This window comes from Chromohalobacter sp., assembly GCF_039830575.1.
Lineage (GTDB): Bacteria > Pseudomonadota > Gammaproteobacteria > Pseudomonadales > Halomonadaceae > Chromohalobacter > Chromohalobacter israelensis.
Window position 1 is genome coordinate 471,695 of sequence record NZ_JBDOOX010000012.1, and the last position, 21,647, is coordinate 493,341.

Genomic DNA, 21,647 nt, shown 5'->3' on the forward strand with positions numbered 1-21,647 from the left:
CGAGGGCAGTCGTCAAGACCCAGCAAAATACTCGGGATTGTGCTGGGCGATGCTTTTTCATACCATTGAAGGCAACATCTCAGGTAGAGAGCAGAATTTATGAGTCAGCCCATTCAGATCACCGACAACGCTCAGGAATACCTCGCCGAGCTGTTGGCCAAGCAGAACGTCGAAGGCATTGCGGTGCGTATCTTCATCACGCAGCCGGGCACCCCCTACGCCGAGACGTGCCTGGCCTATTGTCGCCCGGGCGAGGAAGAACCCAGCGATGAGCGCCTCGACCTGGACAAGATCACGGTCTACCTCGAGAAGAACAGCATCGCGTTTCTCGAAGAGGCGGTGGTCGACTTCAACGCGGACCGCATGGGTGGCCAGCTGACCATCAAGGCGCCCAACGCCAAGATGCCCAAGGTCAATGCGGACAGCCCCCTCGAAGATCGCGTCAACTACGTGCTCTACAGCGAGATCAATCCGGGCCTGGCCGCGCATGGTGGCGAGATCCGCCTGATGCAGCTGACCGAGGAAAACGTTGCCGTGCTGCAGTTCGGTGGCGGCTGCCAGGGGTGTGCCGCGGTCGATCTCACGCTCAAGGAAGGGGTCGAGAAGACCTTGATCGAGCGCGTGCCCGAACTTGCCGGCATCCGCGATGTGACCGACCACACGGACGACACCAACGCCTATTATCGCTGACGCGTCAGGCGCCCAGCCGGCACCTGTCTCGTCGGTATCCGGGGACGTACCCGGCAAGGCGCGTGTCGCCCGGAAAACGATCGAAAGCCCGCCTCGTGCGGGCTTTTGTCGTTTCCGGGGCATTCATGAGGCGTGCTGGTGAGACAGGTCGAGCAAGGGCGGGTCAGACGACGAACGGGGGCAGGGGCAGGCGCGCCAATTTCTCGCGCAACTCGCGATTGAGGGCATGCTGCTGCTCGAGTTCGCGCTCCATGCGCCGGTTGTCGCTCTGCGCCTGCTGCAGCTGGCCCTGGCTTTCCCGCAGCTTGCTTTCCAGCGCCTGACGCTGGGAGGCCTCGTTGCGTGCCTTCTCTTCCAGCGCCGTGTAGTGGCGTCGCTGTTCGGTGAGCTCGGCGTTCACGCGTTCGAGTTTCTTTTCCAGCGCCTCGGTGCGTTTTTCCGCCTGTTTCTCGGCGTTGTGTCGCTCCTGGCGAGCGTCGTCGAGCAGTCCCATCAGGCGCGCCTCGGCCGCTTCATGGCGCTGTTCTTCCTGCTTCAACTGCGCCTGATGCTCACGCGTGGCACTCGCCAGGGCAGCCTTGTGTTCCGCGCGTAACGCTTCCAGTTGGCGCTGATGCGCCTCGCATTCGTCGTTCAGCTGCTGCACGCGACGCGCCTGTTGCGCTTCCTGCTGACGAGCCGCCTGGGCTTCGCTTTGCGCATTGGCCAGTTGCACGGTCTTTTCTTCCAGGCGTGCCTGGGCCTGCTCGAAATGCGTGTTCAGCGCCGCGAGGCGTTCTTCGGTATCCGCCGTCTTGCGCAGGGCGGCCTGAGTCTCTGCATGTGCCTCTTCGACGCGCCGGTCGGCCTCCTGGCGATAATGCGCCAGCGACTCTGCCGCCAGCGCCTGGGCCCTTTCCCAGAGGTCCTTCATCCATTCCTGCAGCGGCTCCGGTGGGGCTTCGCCGGGCGTGACATCCCGGTTGCGCTCTCGTCGAAGCCGCCATTCCCGCAGGTGATCGCTGATGGTCGTGAAGCTGCCCGTGCCCAGTATGTCCCGGATTTTCTGCACGGTGGGCGCCTCGTCTCGACGCAGCAGCGTATCGATAGCGCGCTGTACGTCTTCGTATTGAATGCCGTTGCGGGCCATGTCGTGTCCTCTATCCCGGGCGCCGTGTGGGGCGTTGTCGTCTTTTGCACAGCATATCGCGTTGTCGGTGTTTGGCAAACATTACATAAAACATTTTACGTATCTTACACTACGAAATAGTCATAAAATTCAAGATTACGCGCATTATCTTGATTATTTGCCGTCATGGCGCGACACTGCGCTCGACACTCACTACCAGCAGGGCAGGCAGTATGCGCGATGAGGCTTCGATGGCGCTCACGGTGCTCGATACCCAGGTGCCGGCCATGCCCGACCATGACGGCTTGGCAATGCCCGGGGTCAGCCGGGCAGTGGCGGGCGATGGCGTGCGCATTTCGGCGCGCACCGACGTGGAGGCCGTGGCCGCCTGGTTGCGCGAGTTCCAGACGAGCCCGCAGACCTGGCGCGCCTACCGCAAGGAAGCCGAGCGGCTGCTGCTGTGGCTGGAATGCCGTGGCGAGACTCTGGCGTCGGTGCGTCGCGAGACGCTGGACGCCTTCGAGCGCTTCCTGGCCGATCCGCAACCGGCATCACGCTGGGTAGGGCCGTCGCGGCCGCGTGCCGCGACGGATTGGCGACCGTTTCGTCAGCCACTCTCGGCGGCGAGCCGGCGCCAGGCACTGGTCATCCTGCAGGGCATGTTCGCGTGGCTGGTCGAGGCAGGGTGGGTCGAGCACAACCCGTTTCGGCTGATGCGCGACAAGCGGCGACGCATGGATAACCGCCGCGAGGGCGTCGAGCGGTACCTCGAGCGTGCGTTGTGGCAGCGTTTCTGGGCGTGGCTGCAGACCCCGCCCGCCAGCGAGGCGACGAACGCCCAGCGTTATCGCTGGGCGCGGCGACGCTTCTTGTTCGGCTTCGCGTATCTGCTGGCGCCCCGGCTCAGCGAGATGGCCGCCGCGCGGATGGGAGATTTCATTCAGCGCGAGGGGCGCTGGTGGTGGCAGGTCGTGGGGAAGGGCGACAAGCTCGCGCACGTGCCGGTACCGCCGGACATGCTGTCGCTTCTCGTGGATTGGCGCGAGACCCTGGGGCTTGCGCCTCACCCGCAGCCGGGGGACGCCACGCCGTTGCTGCGCGCGCTGGACGGCCGTCGCGGCGTGGGAGATAACCAGCTGTATCGGCTGATTCGCGAGACGTTTCAGTTAGGCTACCGCGCCCTCGACGATCTTCCCGATGCCCGGCGCGCCCCCTTGCGGCACGCCACGCCCCATTGGCTGCGTCATACCGCACTGACGCATCAGGCACAGGCCGGCGTGGAATTGCGTTATCTGGCGCGCACGGCTCGCCACGCGCGACTGGATACCACGGCGCGCTACCTGCATGCCGAGGCGGAGGAATGGCACCGTCAATTGGCGCATCACCGGCTCGTGGAGGCCGACACGTCAGACGATGGCACGTTATAATGCAGGTTTTACCCCGTGAGGAGGCGACATGACGGCACGCGAGGCGCAAGCCGAACTCGTCGACGAGTTTGCCATGTTCGACAACTGGATGGATCGTTACCAGTACATCATCGACATGGGAAAGCAACTGCCGACGTTTCCCGATGAACTGAAGCGCGAGGACACCAAGATCCAGGGCTGTCAGTCCAATGTCTGGATGCATGACCGGCTGGAAGAAGGGCGCCTGCATTTCGAGGCGACATCCGATGCCGCGATCGTCTCGGGGCTGATCGCCGTGCTGCTGCGCATCTACAACGACCGTTCCCCCAGTGAAATCCAGGCGACGCCACCGGACTTCCTGGTCGAGCTCGGCCTCGACAAGCACCTGTCGCCGACGCGCAGCAACGGCCTGCATGCCATGCTGGAGCGGATCTTTTCCGTGGCCGAACGCGCCGCCTGAGTGGTGCGCGACGCCCTCGCTCGCGCGTACGTCGACGTCAGCGGGAGGAGGGCTCATCGTCGTGCGTGGACGTCTTTCGCGGTGTCTCGTGAGGCCCCGGCGGCACGGGGTCGACACCGCCGGGGTGGCCCGGGTGGCATTTCACGATCCGCTTGAGCGCCAGCCAGGCACCCTTCAGCGGGCCGTGCACCTGAATGGCTTCCACCGCGTATTGCGAGCAGCTCGGCCAGAAACGGCAGCGCGGCCCGAGCAGGGGGCTGATGCCGTATTGGTAGACACGCAATAACCCGATCATGCCCCAGGAAAGCAGTGCGAACGGCAGGCGCGTGAGCGGCCGACGCTTGCCGGGCCGCATCTCAGCGCTCGCCGTAGAGTTCGTGCGGGTCGACCAGGGGAGCGCTGTCGACATGCGCGGTGTCCGCGCCGAGAGCCACGTAGAAGCAACTGCGTCGCCCGGTATGACAGGCCGGACCTTGCTGATCGACGCCGAGCAGCAGGGTGTCGCCGTCGCAATCCAGGTGGGCGGTGACCAGTTGCTGGACCTGACCCGACGACTCTCCCTTGCGCCACGGCTTGCCGCGCGAGCGTGACCAGTAGCAGACGCGCCCCGTGGCGAGGGTTTCTTCCAGGGCGGCGCGGTTCATCCACGCCATCATCAGAACCTCGCCACTGTCGTGCTGCTGCGCGATCGCCGGGATCAGTCCGGCGTCGTTCCAGCGCGCGGCATCGAGAAGGTCACGAGTGGCTTCGCGAGTATCTTGCGCCGCTGTCTCGAGCTGCTTGAACCGCTGTGTCATGTGGGCATCACCGCTTGCGTGGAAAAGGATTACGCCGATGCCGCCTGATGGCAGTCGGCGCATAGTCCCAATAATTCGATGGTCTGGCGTTCGATTCGATAGCCTTGCTGTCTTGCCCCTTGGCTGAGCTGTTCGCCGACCTCGTCCATGTGCAGCTCTTCCACGCGTCCGCAGGCGCGGCATATCAGCAGCTGAAAGCCATGCGCGTGTTCGGGGCAAGGGCAGGCCACATAGGCATTGAGCGACTCGATGCGATGCACCAGGCCTTGCTCGATGAGAAATTCCAGGGCGCGATAGACGGTCGGTGGCCGCGCCGAGGCATGCTCGGCGGCGAGCCGGTCCAGCAGATCATAGGCCTTGAGGCCGCCGGGCGCGGTGGCGATCATTTCCAGCACGCGGCGGCGTATGGGCGTGAAGCGCGCGCCGCGCGTTTGGCACTGGCGTTCCGCCTGGGTCAGTAGCGCATGGGCATCGAGCATCGCAACACCATCATTCTCGGGAGTGCGGGCATTCTACGCCGTTGCCCCGGACAGGGCCAGAAACGCCCGCCACCGGCCGTCGGGTCAGGCCGTGGCGGCCAGTTCGCCCTGACGGGCGAAATGCTGCTGCGCGAAGGCGACCCTGGCCTCCACCGACCGGGGTTCGGGCTGCTTCTCGATCAGGTCCAGGCGCCGACGCAAGCCCTCGCCATTGGCCATTTGAATGGCCAGCCCCGGGCGTGCGTTGAGCTCGAGAAGCATGGGCCCGTGGTGGCGGTCGAGCACCATGTCGGTGCCCAGATAGCCGAGCCCCGTCATCTCGTAGCAGCTGGCCGCCAGATGGAGCAGGGCGTCCCACCCCGGTACCTGCAGTGACGCCAACCCATGACCGGTGTCGGGATGGTCGTCACGAGGGCGGTTGAATTGCACGCCGCGCAGCGCCGTGCCCGTGGTGATATCCAGCCCCACGCCGACCGCGCCCTGGTGCAGGTTGGCCTTGCCGTCCGAGGCTGCCGTGGAGAGTCGCATCATGGCCATCACGGGATAGCCGCGAAAGACGATGACGCGGATATCGGGCACGCCTTCGTAGGTATAGGCCGCGAACACTTCATCGAAGGCGATCAGGCTCTCGATCAATGCGACGTCCGGCGAGCCACCCAGCGAATAGAGCCCCGAAAGGATGTTCGAGACATGACGCTCGAGGTCCTGGCGCTCGATGCGCGTGCCGCTGGGCTTGATATAGCCGCCATCCTGCTGCCGCTCGACCACGAGGATACCCTTGCCGCCGCTGCCTTTGGCCGGCTTGATCACGAAGCCGGGGTACGCCTCGACCATTTCGGCGACATGCTTGACGCCGAACTGAGTGGTCACCGTGCCGATCAGGTCCGGCGTGGTGATGCCGTAGCGCTTGGCAAGCAGCTTGGTCTGCAGCTTGTCGTCGACCAGCGGATAAAGCCGGCGATCGTTGTAGCGCCCGATGTAGCGTATGTTGCGGCGGTTCATGCCGATGATGCCCTTGGCCTGCAACTTGGCGGGGGTCGCCCACATGTCAGTCGTCCTTCGCCAGTGGTTGGAAGCGGCGCAATTCCAGGAGGCGATATCCGGTGTAGTTGCCCAGCAGCAGGATCACGGCCATCAGGATCAGCTGCACGCCCAGGAAATTGAAGGTGATATGGCGCACCCAGGGATTGTTCATCGCCAGATAGGCGAGCACGGCGGTCAGCAAGCTGCCGAAGCCTTGTTTCAGCACCTCCTTGGGGCCTTCCTCTTCCCACAGGATCGACATGCGCTCGATGGTCCAGGAGAGAATGATCATCGGGAAGAAGGTGATGGTCAGCCCAGCGTTGAGACCGAATCGATAGGCCATGACCGAGAAGACCGAGATGATGGCGATGACCGTGATGATCACCGCCGACACTCGCGCGACCAGGAGGAGATTGAGTCGCGATAGATAACTGCGGATGACCAGCCCCACGGCGACCACCAGCAGGAAACCGACCAGGCCGGTCAGCAGGGTGGTCTGGATGAAGGCCAGGGCAATCAGGACCGGCATGAAGGTGCCCGATGTCTCGAGCCCGACGAGCACCCGCAGCAACACGACGACCAGTGCGCCGATGGGGATCAGCAGAATCGTCTTGAAGAGGGCCTGCTCCTCGATGGGCAGGCTGTGAATCGAGAAATTGAGCAGCGTGTCGTCGGCGAACTGGTTGCGCACCGCGACCGAGGCGGGCTCGTTATGTCGCAGCATCGAGAAGCTGACACGGGAATCGCTCCCGCCCTGGACCTCGAGCACGGCATTGCCCTTGGCTTCCCAGAGCAGCAGGTTCTCGGGCTTGCCTTGCTCGCCGGTACGCGGATTGATCAGCACCCATTTGTCGTTCTCGAAGACCTGCAGCCACGACGTGAGCGCCTGGCGCCGGCGGCCGTCCTCCAGGGTCAGCCCGCTGACGATGCGGGCGTGCACGTCGGCCTGGTTGAGCAAGCGCGTCAGCAGCACGGGGCGCTCGTACTGCGAGAGCAGCAATCGTGCGTTTTCGCCCTGGCGCTGGTCGGTGAATGCCTTGATCAATTCGCGCGTGAAGGTGAAGGCATCCGCGGAGCGCGCGTGCGCCTGGTCGATCACCTCGCGAGCCGCCGTATCGTAGGGGCGTGCCCAGGCGATATCGCGTTGCAGTGGCGGCGGTTCCGCCAGGAATGCCTCTTCGCCATCGGTCACCAGGAACTGCGCCGAATAATAGAGCTGCTGCGGCCCATTGGCCTGACGAATCGCCCACTGGGCATGGCGGGCGTTGTCCTCGCGCAGGTAGGAGAGTCCATAGCCCGAGGAGGCGGTGTTTTCCGTCAGCAGGCGAAAGCCTGGCTGATTGGCGGGCAGGGCGAGGTCGACCCGAACGGGGCCGTTGTCGGCGTCGAAATTGATCTGTGCTTCGACTTCCCATACCTGGCGTTGCTCACCCGGCGTGAAGGGGACGTCGTAGTGAAAATAGCGAAACGCCGTCAGTACGATGCCAATGGCCAGCAAGGTGCCGACCAGCACATAAAAGGGCACTCGTGACATGTGTCATCCTTGTCAGCGGACGGCATGACGCCGCCCAGAGAGGTTATCGAAACGCGCCGTGGAGCGCCGTTCAGAGGTCTTCTTCCTCGCTGTCGTTGTCCTGCTGGTCCTTCTCGGCTTCCGCGGCACTGGCACCGCCGGGATATTCCGGCCGCGGATGGATATAGGACTGGCTGACGTCGATGAGCGCGATATCCATGAGAAAGCGCCGGCCCAGCAGCACGGGATAACTGAGGTGCGAGCGGTCGTTGAGGGTAAACTCGACACGCTGCTTGAGGGGCCCCAGCGTCATCAGCAGGCTGATGACGGGGCGACTTTCCGTTCCCGAGGCCTGAATGATCTTGACGCGCCGCGTCACCGGCGCCTCGATCCACTCGTCGCGCATGGCGTCCACGACGGGTTCATCGTCTTCGAGAGACAGCTTGAAGCGTATCCAGTCGTCGCCGTCGCGCTCGAATTCGGTGATCTCGCGTGCCGACAGCGACGACGTGTTGGCGCCGGAGTCGATGCGGGCCTTGAGATACGTGCCCACGGTGGGAAAGCCGACCCATTCGTTGCGACCCAGCATTTCCTTGCTGCCCGTGTCGCCACGCTCGATGGGACAGGTAGTCACCACGCGCGGCTCTTGCCCGATGTTTTCGACATCGGCGCGCAGATGGCGCAGCAGGCGGCCATTATCGCGCACGTCGCTGCCGATGCGCTGCGCGCGTTCGGCTTGCACACGCAGCAGTTCGGTCTGGGTCGTGCAGCGCAAGGCCAGGTTGCTCTCGAGGCGTTCCATGCGCGCATCGAATGCCGACGCGGTCAGATCGTCCGAGGCGTCCGGTGCGGGCTGAACCGCGCAGCCGGCCATCGCCAGGAGTCCGGCACAGAATATCGGGAGGAGGAACGAGCGAGTACGCATAGCATCTTTTCCTGTCACGGGCACCATACCGATAAGGCGAGAAAGGGAATGTCAGGATCACGCCTCGGCAAAATTGCGCCTGATCATACGGAGTCGCTGACTGGACTGTCCATGGATGAGACGAGATAAAGCGCCGGATGCTGGGCAGACATGATGTGTTTCCCACACTGTATTTAACATAATATATATTATGCGAACCAAAGGGTCGTGGACCGAGATGGACTGTCGGATCGCGTCGGTCGGCGCAGCCACGTACGGGCTCGGCACGAATTCGCCCACATTCCGGCCCACAATTTATTGCTAGCTACCCACACTCGTGCGGGACATGTCTGACGATCCCGACGCGCACGAAACCTCAAAAGAAAGCGCTGCCATTCGGCAGCGCTTTCTCGGGTACGGTTCAACTGAAGGTTCAATCGACCGGTGCGTAGGAACCGTCTTCACGGTGCACTTCGCGACCCGTCAGCGCCGGATTGAACACGCATGCCACGGTCATGCCTTTTTCCTTGCCGCGCAGCAGGTGCTCGTCGTGCTGATCGAGCAAGTACATGTCGCCGGCCTTGATGGGATGGATCTTGCCATCGGCCAGCGTTTCGACTTCGCCTTCGCCTTCGTAGCAGAAAACCGCCTCGAAGTGATGCTTGTAATGGATATGCGTCTCGGTACCCGGATGAATGCGGGTGATGTTGAACGAGAAACCGACGTTGTCATCGGCCAGCACCAGACGGGTGCTGTCCCAGTTGCCGTTTTCGGCTTCGACGAAGCGCTCGGTCTTGCGGCATTCTTCCAGGTTACGAACGATCATGTGGCGCAATCCTCTGCAGGTCTGAGTAAGAAGCCTGCGACCTCGTGGCCGCAGGCGGTGTCCACTGTAAACACATTTGCGAATGACAATTTAGTGGACTAACGAACAATGGGCTTAGGCTTGACCGAAGACTTCCTTGACGCTCTGCTCGAGGATGTCCAGGCCACCGACGAGGTCTTCGTCGGTAATGGTCAACGGGCAAAGGCACTTGATCACCTGGCCTGAATGGCCGGATGTCTCGATGATTAGCCCGTTCTTGAACGCTTGTGCGGTAATCTTGTCGGCCATGTCGCCGTCACCGACGTCCAGGCCACGCATCAGGCCACGGCCACGTTCACTGGCCGGATGCCCTTTCTCGGTCATGAAGCTGGCAAGCTTCTGGAAGCGATCCTCGACCACACGGCCCTTGCGCTGAACGTCGCGCTCGAAGGTGTCGTCGCTCCAGAAGTGACGCATCGCGGCGGCGGCCGTGACGAAGGCCAGGTTGAAACCACGGAACGTGCCGTTGTACTGGCCGGGCTTCCAGATATCCAGTTCCGGGCGCATCAGCACATGCGCGAACGGCAGGCCGAACCCCGACAGGGACTTGGAGTTGGTGACGATGTCCGGCGTGATGCCGGCATGCTCGAAGCTGAAGAACTTGCCCGTGCGACCGCAGCCGGCCTGAATGTCGTCGACGATCAGCAGCATGTCGTGATCGCGGCAGATCTTTTCCAGGCGCTGCAGCCACGGGATGCCGGCCGGATTGATACCGCCCTCGCCCTGCACCGTCTCGATGATCACGGCCGCGGGAACGTCGAGACCACCGGAGTTGTCGCCGAGCAGTTTCTCGAAGTAGCTCAGGGTGTCGACGCCCTCGCCCATGTAGCCATCGAACGGCATGAAGCTGGCACCCTGGGTCGGGATGCCGCCGGTGGCCTCACGGAACTTGCGATTGCCGGTGGTGGCCAGCGCGCCCATGGTCACGCCATGGAATCCGTTGGTGAAGGTGACGATGTTGTGACGACCCTTGGCATTGCGCGCCAGTCGAATGGCGGCTTCCACGGCATTGGTACCCGTCGGGCCCGGCAGGTGAACCTTGTAATCCAGGCCACGCGGCTTGAGGATCACCTCTTCGAGGGTTTCCAGATAGTCGCGCTTGGCCGCGCTCCACATGTCCAGACCATGGACGATGCCATCGGAGGCGATGTAATCGGCCAGTGCCTGCTTGAGCTTGGGATGGTTGTGACCGTAGTTGAGCGTGCCGGCGCCGGCGAGAAAATCGATGTACTGGTTGCCGTCCTCGGCATGCAGGCGCGCGCCCTTGGCTTCAGTGAAAACGGTAGGAAAAGAACGTGAATAGGTCCGGACTTCGGATTCCATGCGTTCGAGAATCTGGGTCTGCATAGATTGCCTCTGATTGACGGATCAAATTTGTTGCGGCTCGAACGGGCCGATACGGACGAGATTTTCCGGATCGTGCTCGCCACCCAACTGCCCCGTGGAGAAGTATTCACGGCTGTTCAGGGGGGCTTGCCAGCGATCGGCAAGGCGTTTGAACAGTCCCCACGATGCCTCATTGTCGGGCGTGATGGTAGTTTCGAGATGGCGGACATCGCCCATGCCGGGGCGCATCAGCACGGCTTCGACGAGGCGTCGCGCCAGGCCCGTACCCCGCGCTTTCTCGCCGACGGCGACTTGCCATAGAAAGTAGGTGTCCGGTGCGTTGCGTTTGACGTAGCCGGAGACGAAACCGACGATCTCCCCTTCTTCGTCCGTGGCCACGGCGCAGGTATCGCGGAACTGGGTAGCAAGCAGCAGATAGGCGTACCCCGAGTTGACGTCCAGTGGCGGGCATGCCTTGACGAGTTCGTAAATGCCCCACCCATCGTCGGTCGTGGGCTTACGGATGAAGAGGGTTTTCTTCGCGCTGCCGATGACCGTGTCGGCAACGCTCGGGCGGGCCAGATCGGCGGAAGGCGTGAAGTTCTCGGTTGTAGGCGTCATATCCATTGTTCGCTAATGGCGAATGTGTTCTCAATAATAACAGCGGCTTATGTATTTATCAAAAGGAACGTTATCGACGTGTCGCTATCAGATAACCTCATATTATAGCTGGAATGGACAGGTACGGCACTTCCTACAGTCTAGTCAATGATGTGACGCCTGCATGACGAGAGTGGTTTCTGCAACGCAAACGGGCCACCCAAGGGTGGCCCGTTCGTGTGACGCATGCGTCAGGAGCATCAGTGCCGTGACAGCGATCGCATGGTGACGAATTCCTCGGCGCTGGTGGGATGGATGCCCACCGTGGCGTCGAAATCGGTCTTGGTAAGGCCGGCTCGCACGGCGATGGCGATCCCCTGGATGAGCTCGCCTGCTTCGTCGCCCACCATGTGTGCGCCAACCACGCGGTCGGTGGCATCGTCGACCACCAGCTTCATCAGGCAACGTTCCTGACTGCCCGATAGCGTGTGCTTCATCGGGCGGAAATCGGTGCGATAGATGCGCACGCCGCTCTCGCATTGCTCACGCGCTTCTTCCTCGCTCAAGCCGACGGTGCCGATGTTGGGATGGCAGAACACTGCCGTGGCGATGTTTTGGTATTCCAGCGGGCGTGGCGGCGTGTCACCATAGTGATGCTGCACCAGGTGCATGGCTTCGGCGAGGGCGACCGGCGTGAGTTCGGGACCGCCAGTGACATCGCCAAGTGCGAGGATCGAGGGCTCCGACGTCTGGTAGCGCTCATCGACCTTCACGGTGCCATCGGGATTGAGGGCCACGCCCAGCTCGTCGAGACCGAGTCCGGCGAGATTCGGGCGCCGGCCGGTGGCCGCCAGCACGACATCGACGTCCAGGGTTTCGCCGTTGCTCAGTGTGACACGGTAGGCGTCATTCACTGGCTCGATGCGTTCGATGGTCGCCTCGAAGTGCAGGTTGACGCCCTTCTTCTGCATTTCGTCACGCGTGAATTCGCGCACTTCGCGGTCGAAGCCGCGCAAGAACAGCTCGCCGCGATAGACCAGGTGAGCATCGCTGCCCAGCCCGTTGAAGATGCTGGCGAACTCGACGGCGATATAACCGCCCCCCAGTACGAGGAAGCGCTCGGGGAAGGTGTCGAGATCGAAGACGCGGTTGGAATCCAGCGCATGCTCCGCACCCTCGATGTCGGGTACCCAAGGCCAGCCGCCGGTGGCGACCAGAATCTTCTCGGCGGTGATCGCCTCGCCGTTGATCTCGATGCTATGCGGGCCGGCAATGCGCGCTCGGCCATTGAACAGCGCGACGTTGGCGCCTTCCAGCAGACGTCCGTAGATGCCATTGAGACGCTTGATTTCCTCGCTCTTGTTGTCGCGCAGCGTGGCCCAGTCGAAACGCGGGGGCTCGGGCAGCGTCCAGCCGAAGCCGGCGCTGTCATCGAAGGCATCGTGAAAGTGCGCGGCATAGGAATAAAGCTTCTTGGGCACGCACCCCACGTTCACGCAGGTGCCGCCCAGATAGCGATCTTCGGCGATGGCGACGCGCGCTCCCGTAGCGGCGGCCGTACGCGCGGCGCGTACACCACCGGAGCCCGCGCCGATGACAAATAGGTCGTAATCGTACTGAGCCACATCGATCTCCTGAGTTTGCGATGGCGCAGATGATAACAGTCCCTCGAACGCTCAGGGAGGGGCCGGATTGACGCCCGGAAGCACACGGGGTAAAAGTTGCTCTTACCTTCCTTGTTCGTAGAGAGTTACATGAGCGATATCAAGAAGCTACTGACGCAGAATCGTCAATGGGCCGCCGGCGTTCAGGAGCGCGATCCCGACTTCTTCGAGCGGTTATCGCATCAGCAGAATCCCGACTACCTCTGGATCGGCTGTTCGGATAGCCGAGTGCCTGCCAACCAGATCATCGATCTGCCGCCGGGCGAAGTCTTCGTGCATCGCAACGTGGCCAATCTGCTCTACCACAACGACATGAATGCTCTCTCGGTGGTGCAGTACGCCGTCGACGTGCTGCAGGTCGAACACATCATGGTGGTGGGACACTATGGCTGCGGCGGTGTCCGGGCCGCCGTCACCGGTGGCGACAACGGCATGATCGATTACTGGCTGCACAGCGTCCGCGAACTCTACAGCGTCAATCGCGAGGCCCTGAAGGATCTGAGTCTGGACGACAAGGTCGATCGCATGTGCGAACTCAACGTGCGCGCGCAAGTGGCCAACCTGTGCCGAGCCAAGGTAGTGCAGCGTGCCTGGCAGCGCGGTCAGTCGCTTTCGGTCCACGGTTGGGTCTACGGCCTCTCCGATGGCTGCGTGACCGATCTCGAGTGCACGGTATCGCAGCTCGACGATGCCTCGCACATACACCGTTTCGACCCGGTGCCGCCACAGACGGGACAATGATGTCCGAGTGACGTTATTCATCAGGTGAATGGCGACCATCAAGATTTCGATTGTCGCACTCGTGCAAAGCTCTTTATGTTGAAGCCGACGACTCTCGTCGCATAACAATACACAATAGGGCTTCAACATGATCGATAAGAAGACTCTCCTGGCGTCTTTGCTGGGCGCCTCCGTCGTACTTCCCCTGCCCGCGCTGGCGCAAGAGGATGCCGGCGACCCCGTGACGCTTCGCATGGCCTACGATGCCGACCCGGTATCGCTGGATATCCACGAACAACTCTCCGGCGGCATTCTGCAGCTGTCTCACCTGACGCACGACCCGCTCGTCCGCTGGACGAAAGACGTCAAGTTCGAGCCGCGTCTGGCCACCGATTGGGAACGCATCGACGACACCACCATGCGGTTCACGTTGCGTGACGGCGTCACGTTCCATACCGGCAACGACTTTACCGCCAAGGATGTCGTGTGGACGATCGAGCGTCTCAAGCGCAGTGCCGATTTCAAGGCCATCTTCGACCCCATCGCCTCGGCGAAAGCCATCGACGAGCATACCGTCGAGATCAAGACCCACAAGCCCTACCCGCTCGTTCTCAATCTCGCGACCTATATCTTCCCCATGGATAGCGAGTACTACACCGGCGAGACGGAAGAAGGCGATCCCAAGGACGAAATCGTCAAGAACGGCGACTCCTTCGCCTCACGGCACTCGTCGGGCACGGGCCCTTACGAAGTCGTGTCCCGCCAGCAAGGCGTCAAGGTCGAGTTCGAGCGCTTCGACGATTACTGGGACCAGGACTCCCCGGGCAACGTCGACCGCATCGTCCTGACGCCGATCGGCGAGAATGCCACGCGCGTATCGGCCCTGCTGTCCGGCGATGTCGATTTCATCGCGCCCGTGCCGCCCAATGATCTGGAGCGCGTCGAGGCCGACAAGAACGTCGAGCTGACCACGATGTCGGGTACCCGCATCATCCTCATGCAGCTCAACCAGAAGCGTGTGGAAGCCTTCCAGGACCCGCGCGTCCGCCAGGCCTTCAACTATGCGGTCAACCAGGAGGCCATCGCCGATCGCCTGATGAAAGGCTTCGCCACACCCGCCGCGCAGCTGTCGCCCAAGGGCTACGACGGGCACAATGACAGCCTGTCACCGCGGTACGACGTCGAGAAAGCCAAGGAACTGATGAAAGAAGCCGGCTACGAGGACGGTTTCTCGGTTTCCATGATGGCGCCCAACAACCGCTATGTGAACGATGCCAAGATCGCACAGGCGGTCGCCACCATGCTGTCGCGCATCAATGTCGACGTGGACCTCAAGACGCTGCCCAAGGCCCAGTACTGGGGAGAGTTCGACGATCGCGCCGCGGATATCATGATGATCGGCTGGCACGCCGACACCGAGGATTCCGCCAACCTGTTCCAGTACCTCACCGAGTGCCCGGACCCCGAGACCGGAGCCGGCCAGTACAACGCGGCCAACTACTGCAACCCTGAGCTCGACGAGAAAGTGGCGCAGGCCAATGTCGAGACGGACCGCGCCAAGCGCGCCGAGATGCTGCAGGCGGTCGAGAAGGCGCTGTACGAGGATGCGGCCTTCATGCCGTTGCATTGGCAGGATCTCGCCTGGGCGTCGAAGAACAACGTCAAGCTCGAGCCGGTGGTGAACGTCATGAACTTCCCTTACCTCGGGGATCTCGTGGTCGAGCAATAAGCGCTCGCCTGCGACGCCGCCACGCGGCGGCGTCGCCCTTCCCATCCACGATATGTCTTCGGTGCGTGTCGCACGACGCATGCGCCGGGGATGCCCATTTAACAGGACACGCCATCCATGATCGCTTTTTTGATCAAGCGACTGATGCATGCCCTCGTGGTCATGTTCGTCATCAGCGTCATCAGTTTCGCCATCCAGAGCAATCTGGGCGATCCCATCCAGCAGATGGTGGGACAGTCCGTGCCGGAAAGCGAGCGCGCCGAACTACGCGAGGAATTGGGCCTGAACGATCCCTTCCTCGTGCAGTACGCCCGCTTCGCGGTGAATGCCGTGCAAGGCGACTTCGGCTACTCGTATTTCTTCAACGAGCCCACGACGGACGTCATCCTGCGCCACTTGCCGGCGACACTGGAGCTGGTCATTGCCACGACTCTGATCATCGTGCTGCTCTCGGTGCCGATTGGCGTCTACTGCGCGATACGACCGCGATCGGCCCTGTCGCGATTGTTCATGAGCGTTTCCATCGTCGGTATCTCGATTCCGGTTTTTTTGACCGCCATCATGTTGATCCAGATCTTCGCGATCGGGGTGGACTTTTCGCCATTCCCGGCAGACACGGGATGGGGACAGTGGCTCAACGGGGCTCTGTCCACCGAGGGCGGCATGCCGTCTTACGGGCGCGGCAACGATCTGACGCATCTCTTCGGCACCTGGGACAGCAATTTCTTCTCCCTTGAGGGACTGACGTACCTGGTACTGCCTTCCCTCTCGCTGGCCTCGATCATGCTGCCGCTCTTCATTCGGCTGATACGCGCCGAAATGCTCGAGGTGCTGCAGTCGGAGTACGTCAAGTTCGCCACGGCCAAGGGGATTTCCCGCAAGCGGATCTATTTCGTCCATGCGCTCAAGAACACCATGCTGCCGGTGATCACCGTCGGCGGTGTCCAGCTCGGGACCATGGTGGCCTACACCATCCTCACCGAGACCGTCTTCCAATGGCCGGGCATGGGCCTGATGTTCCTCGAGGCCATTCAGCGCTCCGACATTCCGCTCATCGTGACGTACCTGATGATCGTCGGCCTGATCTTCGTGATCACCAACACGCTGGTCGACCTGATCTACGGGCTCGTCAATCCGACCGTGAAACTGACAGGGAAGCCGGCATGACGACGACGACAACCACGCCTTCCCGCTGGAAGCGCTTTCGCAACTCCTATCTGGTCTACAGCTTCAAGCGCGACTGGATCGCGCAATGCTGCCTGGCCATCTTCCTGTGTCTTCTGCTGGGGGCGATCTGCGCGCCGTGGCTCGCACCGATGAATCCTTACGATCTCACCCAGATCAGCATTCTCGATTCCGAGCTGCCGCCCATGTGGATCGACGGTGCCGACCCGCTCTTCCCGCTGGGAACCGATGCCCAGGGACGCGACCTGCTCTCGACGATTCTCTACGGAGCGCGTGTCTCGTTGATCATCGGCTTCGGTGCGGTGATCCTGCAGGCCGTGATCGGTGTCACGGTGGGACTGCTGGCCGGGTACCTGGGGGGCCGCATCGACGCCTTCCTGATGCGCCTGGCCGACATACAGCTGTCGTTCTCGACGCTGATGGTCGCGATCATCGTGGGGGCCGTCATCAAGGCGATCTTCGGCGGCGCCACCTACAGTGCCTACGCCGTCTGGCTGCTGGTACTGATCATCGGTCTCGCCGAGTGGCCGCAATACGCCCGCACCGTGCGCGCTTCGGTGCTGGCAGAGCGCAGCAAGGAATACGTGGACGCCGCCCGGGTGATGGGCTATCGCGATCGGCGCATCATGTTCCGGCATATCCTGCCCAATACGCTGTCGCCGATCTTCGTCATCTCGACCGTGCAGATCGCCAACGCCATCATTTCCGAAGCCGCCCTCTCCTTTCTGGGGCTTGGCATGCCGGAAACCCAGCCGTCGCTCGGCTCGTTGATCAAGTCGGGCTTCGATTACCTGCAGTCCGGCTCCTGGTGGATCACCTTGATCCCCGGCACCGTGCTGGTCGTGCTGGTGCTGGTGGTCAATCTGCTCGGTGACTGGCTGCGCGACGTCATGAATCCTCGTCTCTACAAGGGGTAACGCACATGGCTCTTCTCGAAGTTTCCAATCTCGACGTGCGCTTCGCCCTGCGCCAAGGCGAGGTTCGTGCCTTGCGCGACGTCAGCTTCACGCTGGACCGTGGCGAGCGCCTGGGCATCGTCGGTGAGTCCGGCGCGGGCAAGTCCGTGGCCGCGTTCACCCTGCTCAACCTGATCGCCAAGCCCGGTTACATCGCCGGGGGCAGCATTCGCTTCGAAGGCATTGACCTGGCCCGGATGTCATCGCGGGAATTGCGCCGGGTGCGCGGCAATCGTATCTCGATGATCTTCCAGGACCCGATGATGACGCTCAACCCGGTGCTCTCCATCGGGGAACAGATGGTCGAGAGCCTCAAGGCGCATCGGCGCATCTCCACGCAGGAGGCGCGCGCGATCGCCCTGCACAAGCTCAAGCAAGTCTACATTCCCTCGCCCGAGACCCGGCTGGATCAATACCCCCATGAGCTTTCCGGGGGGATGCGTCAACGCATCATCATCGCCATCGCCCTGTTGCTGGATCCCGACATCATCGTGGCCGACGAGCCCACCACGGCCCTCGACGTGACCATCCAGGCCGAGATCATGACCTTGCTGCGCGAGTTGTGCGAAAAGCACAACGTGGGGCTGGTGTTGATCACTCACGACCTGGGCGTGGTCAGCCAGATGACGCAGCGCACGCTGGTCATGTACGCCGGCCGGGTCATCGAGCAGGGGCCGACGCGGGAAATCATCAACGATGCTCAGCATCCCTATACGCAGGGGCTGCTCAATGCCCTGCCGCAGATGACCACGCCCGGTAGCCGACTCAACCAGATTCCCGGCTCGATGCCCTCGCTGTCCAATACGCCCAGCGGGTGCGCCTTTCATCCGCGTTGCCAATACCGGTACGACGCCACGGGACAGCCGCGCCGCGACTGTCTCGATCAGGTGCCCGAGTTCGTGACCTCGGGCAACTGCCAAGTCGCCTGTCACATGGTGCGTGACATGCTCGCAAAGGAGGCCTCATGAACGCCGTCGCCACTCAAGCGTCACCTGCGACGCCGACGTCGTCGGCGACCGACTCCCTGCTGGAGATCCGCGGGCTCTACAAGCATTTTCCCCTGGCCGAGGGGTTTCTCGAACAACTGCGCTTCGAGAAAGGTCGTCTGGTGCGGCGCAACGATAGCGTGCATGCCATCAATGGCGTCGACCTCGCGGTGCGCAGAGGCGAGGCCCTTTGCGTGGTCGGCGAATCCGGCTGCGGCAAATCCACCGTGGCGCGCCTGGTCATGGGATTGCTGTCGCCCAGTGCCGGCGAAATCCGCTACGACGGCCAGCGCATCGACGACCTGCGCGGCAAGCGGCTGCTGCCCTACCGCCAGCGCATGCAGATGATCTTTCAGAACCCTTATGCCTCGCTGAATCCTCGCATGACGATTCAGCAGACACTGGAAGAGCCCCTGCGTTTCCACCACCCGGAGTGGACGACGCCGCAGATACACGACAAGGTGGCCGAGGTCATGGCCTCGGTGGGTATCGATCCCGAATGGGGCAAGCGTTTCGGGCACGAGTTCTCCGGCGGGCAGCGCCAGCGTATCGCCATCGCCCGGGCCCTGGCCGTCGATCCGGAATTCATCGTCGCCGACGAGCCGATTTCGGCCCTCGACGTGTCGATTCAGGCGCAAGTGCTGAACCTGCTGATGGATGCCCAGGCCGAACGCCACCTGACCTATCTCTTCATCACGCACGATCTGGCGGTCGTCGAGCATTTCGGCACCCGGGTGGCGGTCATGTATCTGGGCACGGTGTGCGAATTGGCGGATACCCGCTCGTTGTTCGCACGGCCGCGGCATCCCTATACCCAGGCCCTGTTGTCGGCGATTCCGCGCCTCGAGGACAACCGGCCCGAGCATGTCAGACTGTCCGGCGAGGTGCCCACCCCGGTCCACCTGCCTTCGGGCTGTGTCTTCCATGGGCGGTGTCCACACGTCACGGAACGCTGTCGCCAGGAAGTCCCGCAGCTCATCGCCACCGACGACGGCAACCGGGTCGCCTGTCATGGCGTCGAGGAGGGACGCCTCTGAACCACCCCGCGAGAAATTGCATGATCTTTCTCCATGAACACCGCATGAGGCGGATGGCCTGGCGAACGTCGCCCGGCCGTCCGCCAGGGGCGATGGCATGTCGTGTCGTGAGTGCCGTACCCTGTGCGGCGACGACTATGGATGGCGCCTGACAAATGGAAATCCGCTGGCTCGAAGATTTCATCGTGTTGGCCAGGGAACGTCATTTTTCCCGGGCCGCCGATGCCCAGAACGTGACCCAGCCGACCTTTTCGCGGCGTATCAAGCTGCTCGAAGAGGAAATGGGCACTACGCTGATCAACCGCCAGACCTTGCCATTGAGCTTGACCCCCGCCGGCGAGGAGTTTCTGGCGCTATGCGAACAGATCACCGAGCGAGTGCGGCTGACGCGCGATCGCCTGCAATCGATCGCCGCCGATGAGGCCCGTCGCATTCTGCTTGCCGCGCCGCAGAGTCTGATCTCGAACGTCGTGCCGGGATGGCTCGAGCGCCACGATCTGGCGCATTGCGTCTCTCCCTACCTGCGGGCCACGAGTTGGTTGATCGGTGATTATCTGCATGGCCTGGAGCGTGGCGAATGCGACCTCGCACTGTGCTACTGGCCACGTGGTCGCATCGCGCTCGACCTCGACGTCAGCGAGCTGACGTTCTTGACCCTGGGCGAGGAACGGCTCGTTCCCGTCAGTGCGCCGGATGGCACGGGGCGCCCGCGCTTTGCGCTCCCCGGGACGCGTCGCCAGCCGCAGCCCTTGATCGCGTTTCACCCGCGCGGCCTGATGGCGGCGGCACTCGAGGCTCACCTGCACCGCCAGCCGGAACCTGTCTACCTGACCACGCTCAATGAAAGCGTGCAGGCCACCAACATTCGCGAGCTGGTCACGCAGGGGTACGGGCTCGGCTGGATACCACAACGCAGTGTTCGTGCGGCCCTGCAGAACGGCGAACTGGTGCGTGCCGGCGACGCACGCTGGGACGTGCCGCTCGACATACGCCTGTATGCACGCCGGGACTCGCGGCATCCCGGATTGCCGGGCCTGTGGCAGCAACTGGAAGGCGCGAGCGATCTGGGCAGCTAGGCATGCACTTTCCTGCGGTAAAGAAGAGGCAAGACGCTTGCCGCGCGGTGCGAAGCGGTTAAGCTGAAAAGCAGGCTTGATCAGGATTCCCGTGATGTCACGTACGCCGTTTTCCGCCGATTTCCGCGCCCCCAGAGGACTCGGCAACCGCCATGTGCAGACCCTGCTGCCGCGACTGCGGCCGCTCGTTCCCTTGGCACGCGAGACGGAGATTCTCAACCTGCCCGATGGCGATTTCGTCGAACTGGCCTGGGTGCATCCCGCGCCCATGCGGGACGATGCGCCGGTCTTCGTGCTCTTTCACGGCCTGGAAGGATCATTCGATTCGCCCTACGCGCGCGAGCTGCTGCGTGTGGCGAGTGCGCTGGGCTGGCGAGCGGTACTGATGCACTTTCGCGGTTGCGGTCAGGCGCCCAACCGGCTGCCACGTGCCTATCACTCGGGAGACACGGCGGATGCCTACTGGGTCATCGGTCAGCTGGCCCATCGCTACCCGCGGGCCATAAAGGTCGCGGCCGGGGTATCACTGGGGGGCAACATGCTGCTCAAGCTGGTGGCCGAACAGGGAGGCGATGGCCTCGACCTAGCCGGGGCCATCGCCATCAGCGCGCCGCTCGATCTCGCGGCGAGTGCCGACGCCCTCAACCGCGGCTTTGCACGGGTGTATCAGCGTCATCTGCTCAATGCACTCAAGCGCAAGATAGCCGCCAAGCTGGCGGCGGGGCCGCTGCCGATCTCGCTGACGTCGCGGCAACTCGACGCCCTGGAAACCTTCTGGGCCTATGACAATGCCGTCACGGCACCTCTGCATGGCTTTCGTTCGGCCACCGATTACTATCGACGGGCTTCCGCCGGTCGCTTGCTCGGCGAGATCGAGCTGCCCACCCTCATTCTGCATGCCGCGGACGACCCCTTCATGCCCGCCGACCTGTTCTCGCGCCTGCCTGCCCCGGCTGATGCCGTGAGGCTGGAAGTGGCGCGTCAGGGCGGACACGTCGGGTTCATCGAGTCGCGCGATGGCAAGCTGGGGTCCTGGCTGGCACGGCGTCTCGCCTGGCAGCTGGAAAACTGGGCCTCGCATGCGCGGCCCCACCGCTCGCTCGCGGCAGGACCCAAGGAGTGA

22 protein-coding genes are annotated in these 21,647 nt (G+C 62.8%); 11 read left to right on the forward strand and 11 right to left on the reverse strand.

The window, feature by feature from the left end; genetic code table 11:
• Window positions 1-99 precede the first annotated feature (99 nt).
• The gene (gene nfuA / locus ABGX75_RS12125) at window positions 100-690 is read left to right on the forward strand and encodes a Fe-S biogenesis protein NfuA (protein WP_011507186.1); all 591 of its coding nucleotides are present in this window, start codon (window positions 100-102) and stop codon (window positions 688-690) included.
• 163 nt (window positions 691-853) lie between these two features.
• Here the strand turns inward: nfuA and ABGX75_RS12130 are convergent, their stop codons facing one another.
• Window positions 854-1,819, reverse strand: coding sequence for a DNA-binding protein (locus ABGX75_RS12130; RefSeq protein WP_347411423.1), 966 nt, complete (start codon window positions 1,817-1,819; stop codon window positions 854-856).
• Window positions 1,820-2,109: 290 nt separating this feature from the next.
• Here ABGX75_RS12130 and ABGX75_RS12135 point away from each other — a divergent pair, with 290 nt between their 5' ends.
• Together ABGX75_RS12135 and ABGX75_RS12140 are read left to right on the forward strand one after the other, a co-directional pair.
• Window positions 2,110-3,225, forward strand: coding sequence for a tyrosine-type recombinase/integrase (locus ABGX75_RS12135; RefSeq protein WP_279585969.1), 1,116 nt, complete (start codon window positions 2,110-2,112; stop codon window positions 3,223-3,225).
• Between the two features lie 28 nt (window positions 3,226-3,253).
• Window positions 3,254-3,664 carry a SufE family protein gene (locus ABGX75_RS12140; RefSeq protein ID WP_011507183.1) on the forward strand — a complete coding sequence of 137 codons (411 nt, stop codon included), beginning with the start codon at window positions 3,254-3,256 and terminating at the stop codon, window positions 3,662-3,664.
• A 37-nt stretch (window positions 3,665-3,701) separates the two neighbouring features.
• On the opposite strand, the gene yidD is transcribed toward ABGX75_RS12140, so the two are convergent.
• The 10 genes from yidD to gorA all read right to left on the reverse strand — a co-directional run bounded on the left by yidD (window position 3,702) and on the right by gorA (window position 12,796).
• Entirely contained in the window at window positions 3,702-4,019 is a 318-nt protein-coding gene (yidD, locus tag ABGX75_RS12145) for a membrane protein insertion efficiency factor YidD (RefSeq protein WP_035409673.1), read from the reverse strand.
• A gap of 1 nt (window position 4,020) precedes the next feature.
• A complete protein-coding gene (hisI, locus tag ABGX75_RS12150; protein WP_035409670.1) occupies window positions 4,021-4,461 on the reverse strand; it encodes a phosphoribosyl-AMP cyclohydrolase in 441 nt (146 codons plus the stop codon).
• Between the two features lie 29 nt (window positions 4,462-4,490).
• Complete coding sequence (locus ABGX75_RS12155; protein WP_011507180.1) at window positions 4,491-4,940, reverse strand: transcriptional repressor; 450 nt, start codon at window positions 4,938-4,940, stop codon at window positions 4,491-4,493.
• Between the two features lie 84 nt (window positions 4,941-5,024).
• Window positions 5,025-5,987 carry an alpha-L-glutamate ligase-like protein gene (locus ABGX75_RS12160; protein WP_035409666.1) on the reverse strand — a complete coding sequence of 321 codons (963 nt, stop codon included), beginning with the start codon at window positions 5,985-5,987 and terminating at the stop codon, window positions 5,025-5,027.
• 1 nt (window position 5,988) lies between these two features.
• Window positions 5,989-7,497: an inactive transglutaminase family protein gene (locus tag ABGX75_RS12165; RefSeq protein WP_011507178.1), complete on the reverse strand. Its 1,509-nt coding sequence runs from the start codon at window positions 7,495-7,497 to the stop codon at window positions 5,989-5,991.
• Between the two features lie 70 nt (window positions 7,498-7,567).
• Window positions 7,568-8,401: an ATP-dependent zinc protease gene (locus ABGX75_RS12170; RefSeq protein WP_035409662.1), complete on the reverse strand. Its 834-nt coding sequence runs from the start codon at window positions 8,399-8,401 to the stop codon at window positions 7,568-7,570.
• Window positions 8,402-8,813: 412 nt separating this feature from the next.
• Window positions 8,814-9,206 carry an ectoine synthase gene (locus ABGX75_RS12175; RefSeq protein ID WP_011507176.1) on the reverse strand — a complete coding sequence of 131 codons (393 nt, stop codon included), beginning with the start codon at window positions 9,204-9,206 and terminating at the stop codon, window positions 8,814-8,816.
• A 114-nt stretch (window positions 9,207-9,320) separates the two neighbouring features.
• On the reverse strand, window positions 9,321-10,592 hold the full coding sequence (ectB, locus tag ABGX75_RS12180) for a diaminobutyrate--2-oxoglutarate transaminase (RefSeq protein WP_011507175.1): 1,272 nt from the start codon (window positions 10,590-10,592) through the stop codon (window positions 9,321-9,323).
• 21 nt (window positions 10,593-10,613) lie between these two features.
• The gene (ectA, locus tag ABGX75_RS12185) at window positions 10,614-11,192 is read right to left on the reverse strand and encodes a diaminobutyrate acetyltransferase (protein ID WP_035409657.1); all 579 of its coding nucleotides are present in this window, start codon (window positions 11,190-11,192) and stop codon (window positions 10,614-10,616) included.
• A gap of 239 nt (window positions 11,193-11,431) precedes the next feature.
• Complete coding sequence (gorA, locus tag ABGX75_RS12190) at window positions 11,432-12,796, reverse strand: glutathione-disulfide reductase (RefSeq protein ID WP_347411424.1); 1,365 nt, start codon at window positions 12,794-12,796, stop codon at window positions 11,432-11,434.
• A gap of 129 nt (window positions 12,797-12,925) precedes the next feature.
• Here gorA and can point away from each other — a divergent pair, with 129 nt between their 5' ends.
• The 8 genes from can to ABGX75_RS12230 all read left to right on the forward strand — a co-directional run bounded on the left by can (window position 12,926) and on the right by ABGX75_RS12230 (window position 21,647).
• Complete coding sequence (gene can, locus ABGX75_RS12195; RefSeq protein WP_035409649.1) at window positions 12,926-13,576, forward strand: carbonate dehydratase; 651 nt, start codon at window positions 12,926-12,928, stop codon at window positions 13,574-13,576.
• A gap of 127 nt (window positions 13,577-13,703) precedes the next feature.
• Entirely contained in the window at window positions 13,704-15,284 is a 1,581-nt protein-coding gene (locus ABGX75_RS12200; RefSeq protein WP_128690730.1) for an ABC transporter substrate-binding protein, read from the forward strand.
• Window positions 15,285-15,401: 117 nt separating this feature from the next.
• On the forward strand, window positions 15,402-16,451 hold the full coding sequence (locus ABGX75_RS12205; RefSeq protein WP_128690729.1) for an ABC transporter permease: 1,050 nt from the start codon (window positions 15,402-15,404) through the stop codon (window positions 16,449-16,451).
• Window positions 16,448-17,386 carry an ABC transporter permease gene (locus tag ABGX75_RS12210; protein ID WP_011507169.1) on the forward strand — a complete coding sequence of 313 codons (939 nt, stop codon included), beginning with the start codon at window positions 16,448-16,450 and terminating at the stop codon, window positions 17,384-17,386. The genes ABGX75_RS12205 and ABGX75_RS12210 overlap by 4 nt, the downstream gene beginning before the upstream one ends.
• 5 nt (window positions 17,387-17,391) lie before the next feature.
• The gene (locus ABGX75_RS12215) at window positions 17,392-18,393 is read left to right on the forward strand and encodes an ABC transporter ATP-binding protein (protein ID WP_011507168.1); all 1,002 of its coding nucleotides are present in this window, start codon (window positions 17,392-17,394) and stop codon (window positions 18,391-18,393) included.
• The gene (locus ABGX75_RS12220) at window positions 18,390-19,448 is read left to right on the forward strand and encodes an oligopeptide/dipeptide ABC transporter ATP-binding protein (protein ID WP_011507167.1); all 1,059 of its coding nucleotides are present in this window, start codon (window positions 18,390-18,392) and stop codon (window positions 19,446-19,448) included. Before ABGX75_RS12215 ends, ABGX75_RS12220 begins: the two co-directional genes overlap by 4 nt.
• 155 nt (window positions 19,449-19,603) lie before the next feature.
• Entirely contained in the window at window positions 19,604-20,524 is a 921-nt protein-coding gene (locus tag ABGX75_RS12225) for a LysR family transcriptional regulator (protein WP_110061399.1), read from the forward strand.
• 94 nt (window positions 20,525-20,618) lie between these two features.
• On the forward strand, window positions 20,619-21,647 hold the full coding sequence (locus tag ABGX75_RS12230; RefSeq protein WP_110061400.1) for a hydrolase: 1,029 nt from the start codon (window positions 20,619-20,621) through the stop codon (window positions 21,645-21,647).

Excerpts from the sequence above, each read along its gene's own strand:
- ABGX75_RS12225 (WP_110061399.1), top strand. The coding sequence starts at position 19,604 with ATGGAAATCCGCTGGCTCGAAGATTTCATCGTGTTGGCCAGGGAACGT.
- ABGX75_RS12230 (WP_110061400.1), top strand. The coding sequence starts at position 20,619 with ATGTCACGTACGCCGTTTTCCGCCGATTTCCGCGCCCCCAGAGGACTC.
- yidD (WP_035409673.1), bottom strand. The coding sequence starts at position 4,019 with ATGCGGCCCGGCAAGCGTCGGCCGCTCACGCGCCTGCCGTTCGCACTG.
- ABGX75_RS12170 (WP_035409662.1), bottom strand. The coding sequence starts at position 8,401 with ATGCGTACTCGCTCGTTCCTCCTCCCGATATTCTGTGCCGGACTCCTG.
- nfuA (WP_011507186.1), top strand. The coding sequence starts at position 100 with ATGAGTCAGCCCATTCAGATCACCGACAACGCTCAGGAATACCTCGCC.
- ABGX75_RS12165 (WP_011507178.1), bottom strand. The coding sequence starts at position 7,497 with ATGTCACGAGTGCCCTTTTATGTGCTGGTCGGCACCTTGCTGGCCATT.
- ABGX75_RS12175 (WP_011507176.1), bottom strand. The coding sequence starts at position 9,206 with ATGATCGTTCGTAACCTGGAAGAATGCCGCAAGACCGAGCGCTTCGTC.
- ABGX75_RS12160 (WP_035409666.1), bottom strand. The coding sequence starts at position 5,987 with ATGTGGGCGACCCCCGCCAAGTTGCAGGCCAAGGGCATCATCGGCATG.
- ABGX75_RS12215 (WP_011507168.1), top strand. The coding sequence starts at position 17,392 with ATGGCTCTTCTCGAAGTTTCCAATCTCGACGTGCGCTTCGCCCTGCGC.
- ectA (WP_035409657.1), bottom strand. The coding sequence starts at position 11,192 with ATGACGCCTACAACCGAGAACTTCACGCCTTCCGCCGATCTGGCCCGC.
- can (WP_035409649.1), top strand. The coding sequence starts at position 12,926 with ATGAGCGATATCAAGAAGCTACTGACGCAGAATCGTCAATGGGCCGCC.
- ABGX75_RS12130 (WP_347411423.1), bottom strand. The coding sequence starts at position 1,819 with ATGGCCCGCAACGGCATTCAATACGAAGACGTACAGCGCGCTATCGAT.
- hisI (WP_035409670.1), bottom strand. The coding sequence starts at position 4,461 with ATGACACAGCGGTTCAAGCAGCTCGAGACAGCGGCGCAAGATACTCGC.
- ABGX75_RS12200 (WP_128690730.1), top strand. The coding sequence starts at position 13,704 with ATGATCGATAAGAAGACTCTCCTGGCGTCTTTGCTGGGCGCCTCCGTC.
- ABGX75_RS12135 (WP_279585969.1), top strand. The coding sequence starts at position 2,110 with ATGCCCGGGGTCAGCCGGGCAGTGGCGGGCGATGGCGTGCGCATTTCG.
- ABGX75_RS12210 (WP_011507169.1), top strand. The coding sequence starts at position 16,448 with ATGACGACGACGACAACCACGCCTTCCCGCTGGAAGCGCTTTCGCAAC.
- ABGX75_RS12155 (WP_011507180.1), bottom strand. The coding sequence starts at position 4,940 with ATGCTCGATGCCCATGCGCTACTGACCCAGGCGGAACGCCAGTGCCAA.
- ABGX75_RS12140 (WP_011507183.1), top strand. The coding sequence starts at position 3,254 with ATGACGGCACGCGAGGCGCAAGCCGAACTCGTCGACGAGTTTGCCATG.
- ABGX75_RS12205 (WP_128690729.1), top strand. The coding sequence starts at position 15,402 with ATGATCGCTTTTTTGATCAAGCGACTGATGCATGCCCTCGTGGTCATG.
- ectB (WP_011507175.1), bottom strand. The coding sequence starts at position 10,592 with ATGCAGACCCAGATTCTCGAACGCATGGAATCCGAAGTCCGGACCTAT.
- ABGX75_RS12220 (WP_011507167.1), top strand. The coding sequence starts at position 18,390 with ATGAACGCCGTCGCCACTCAAGCGTCACCTGCGACGCCGACGTCGTCG.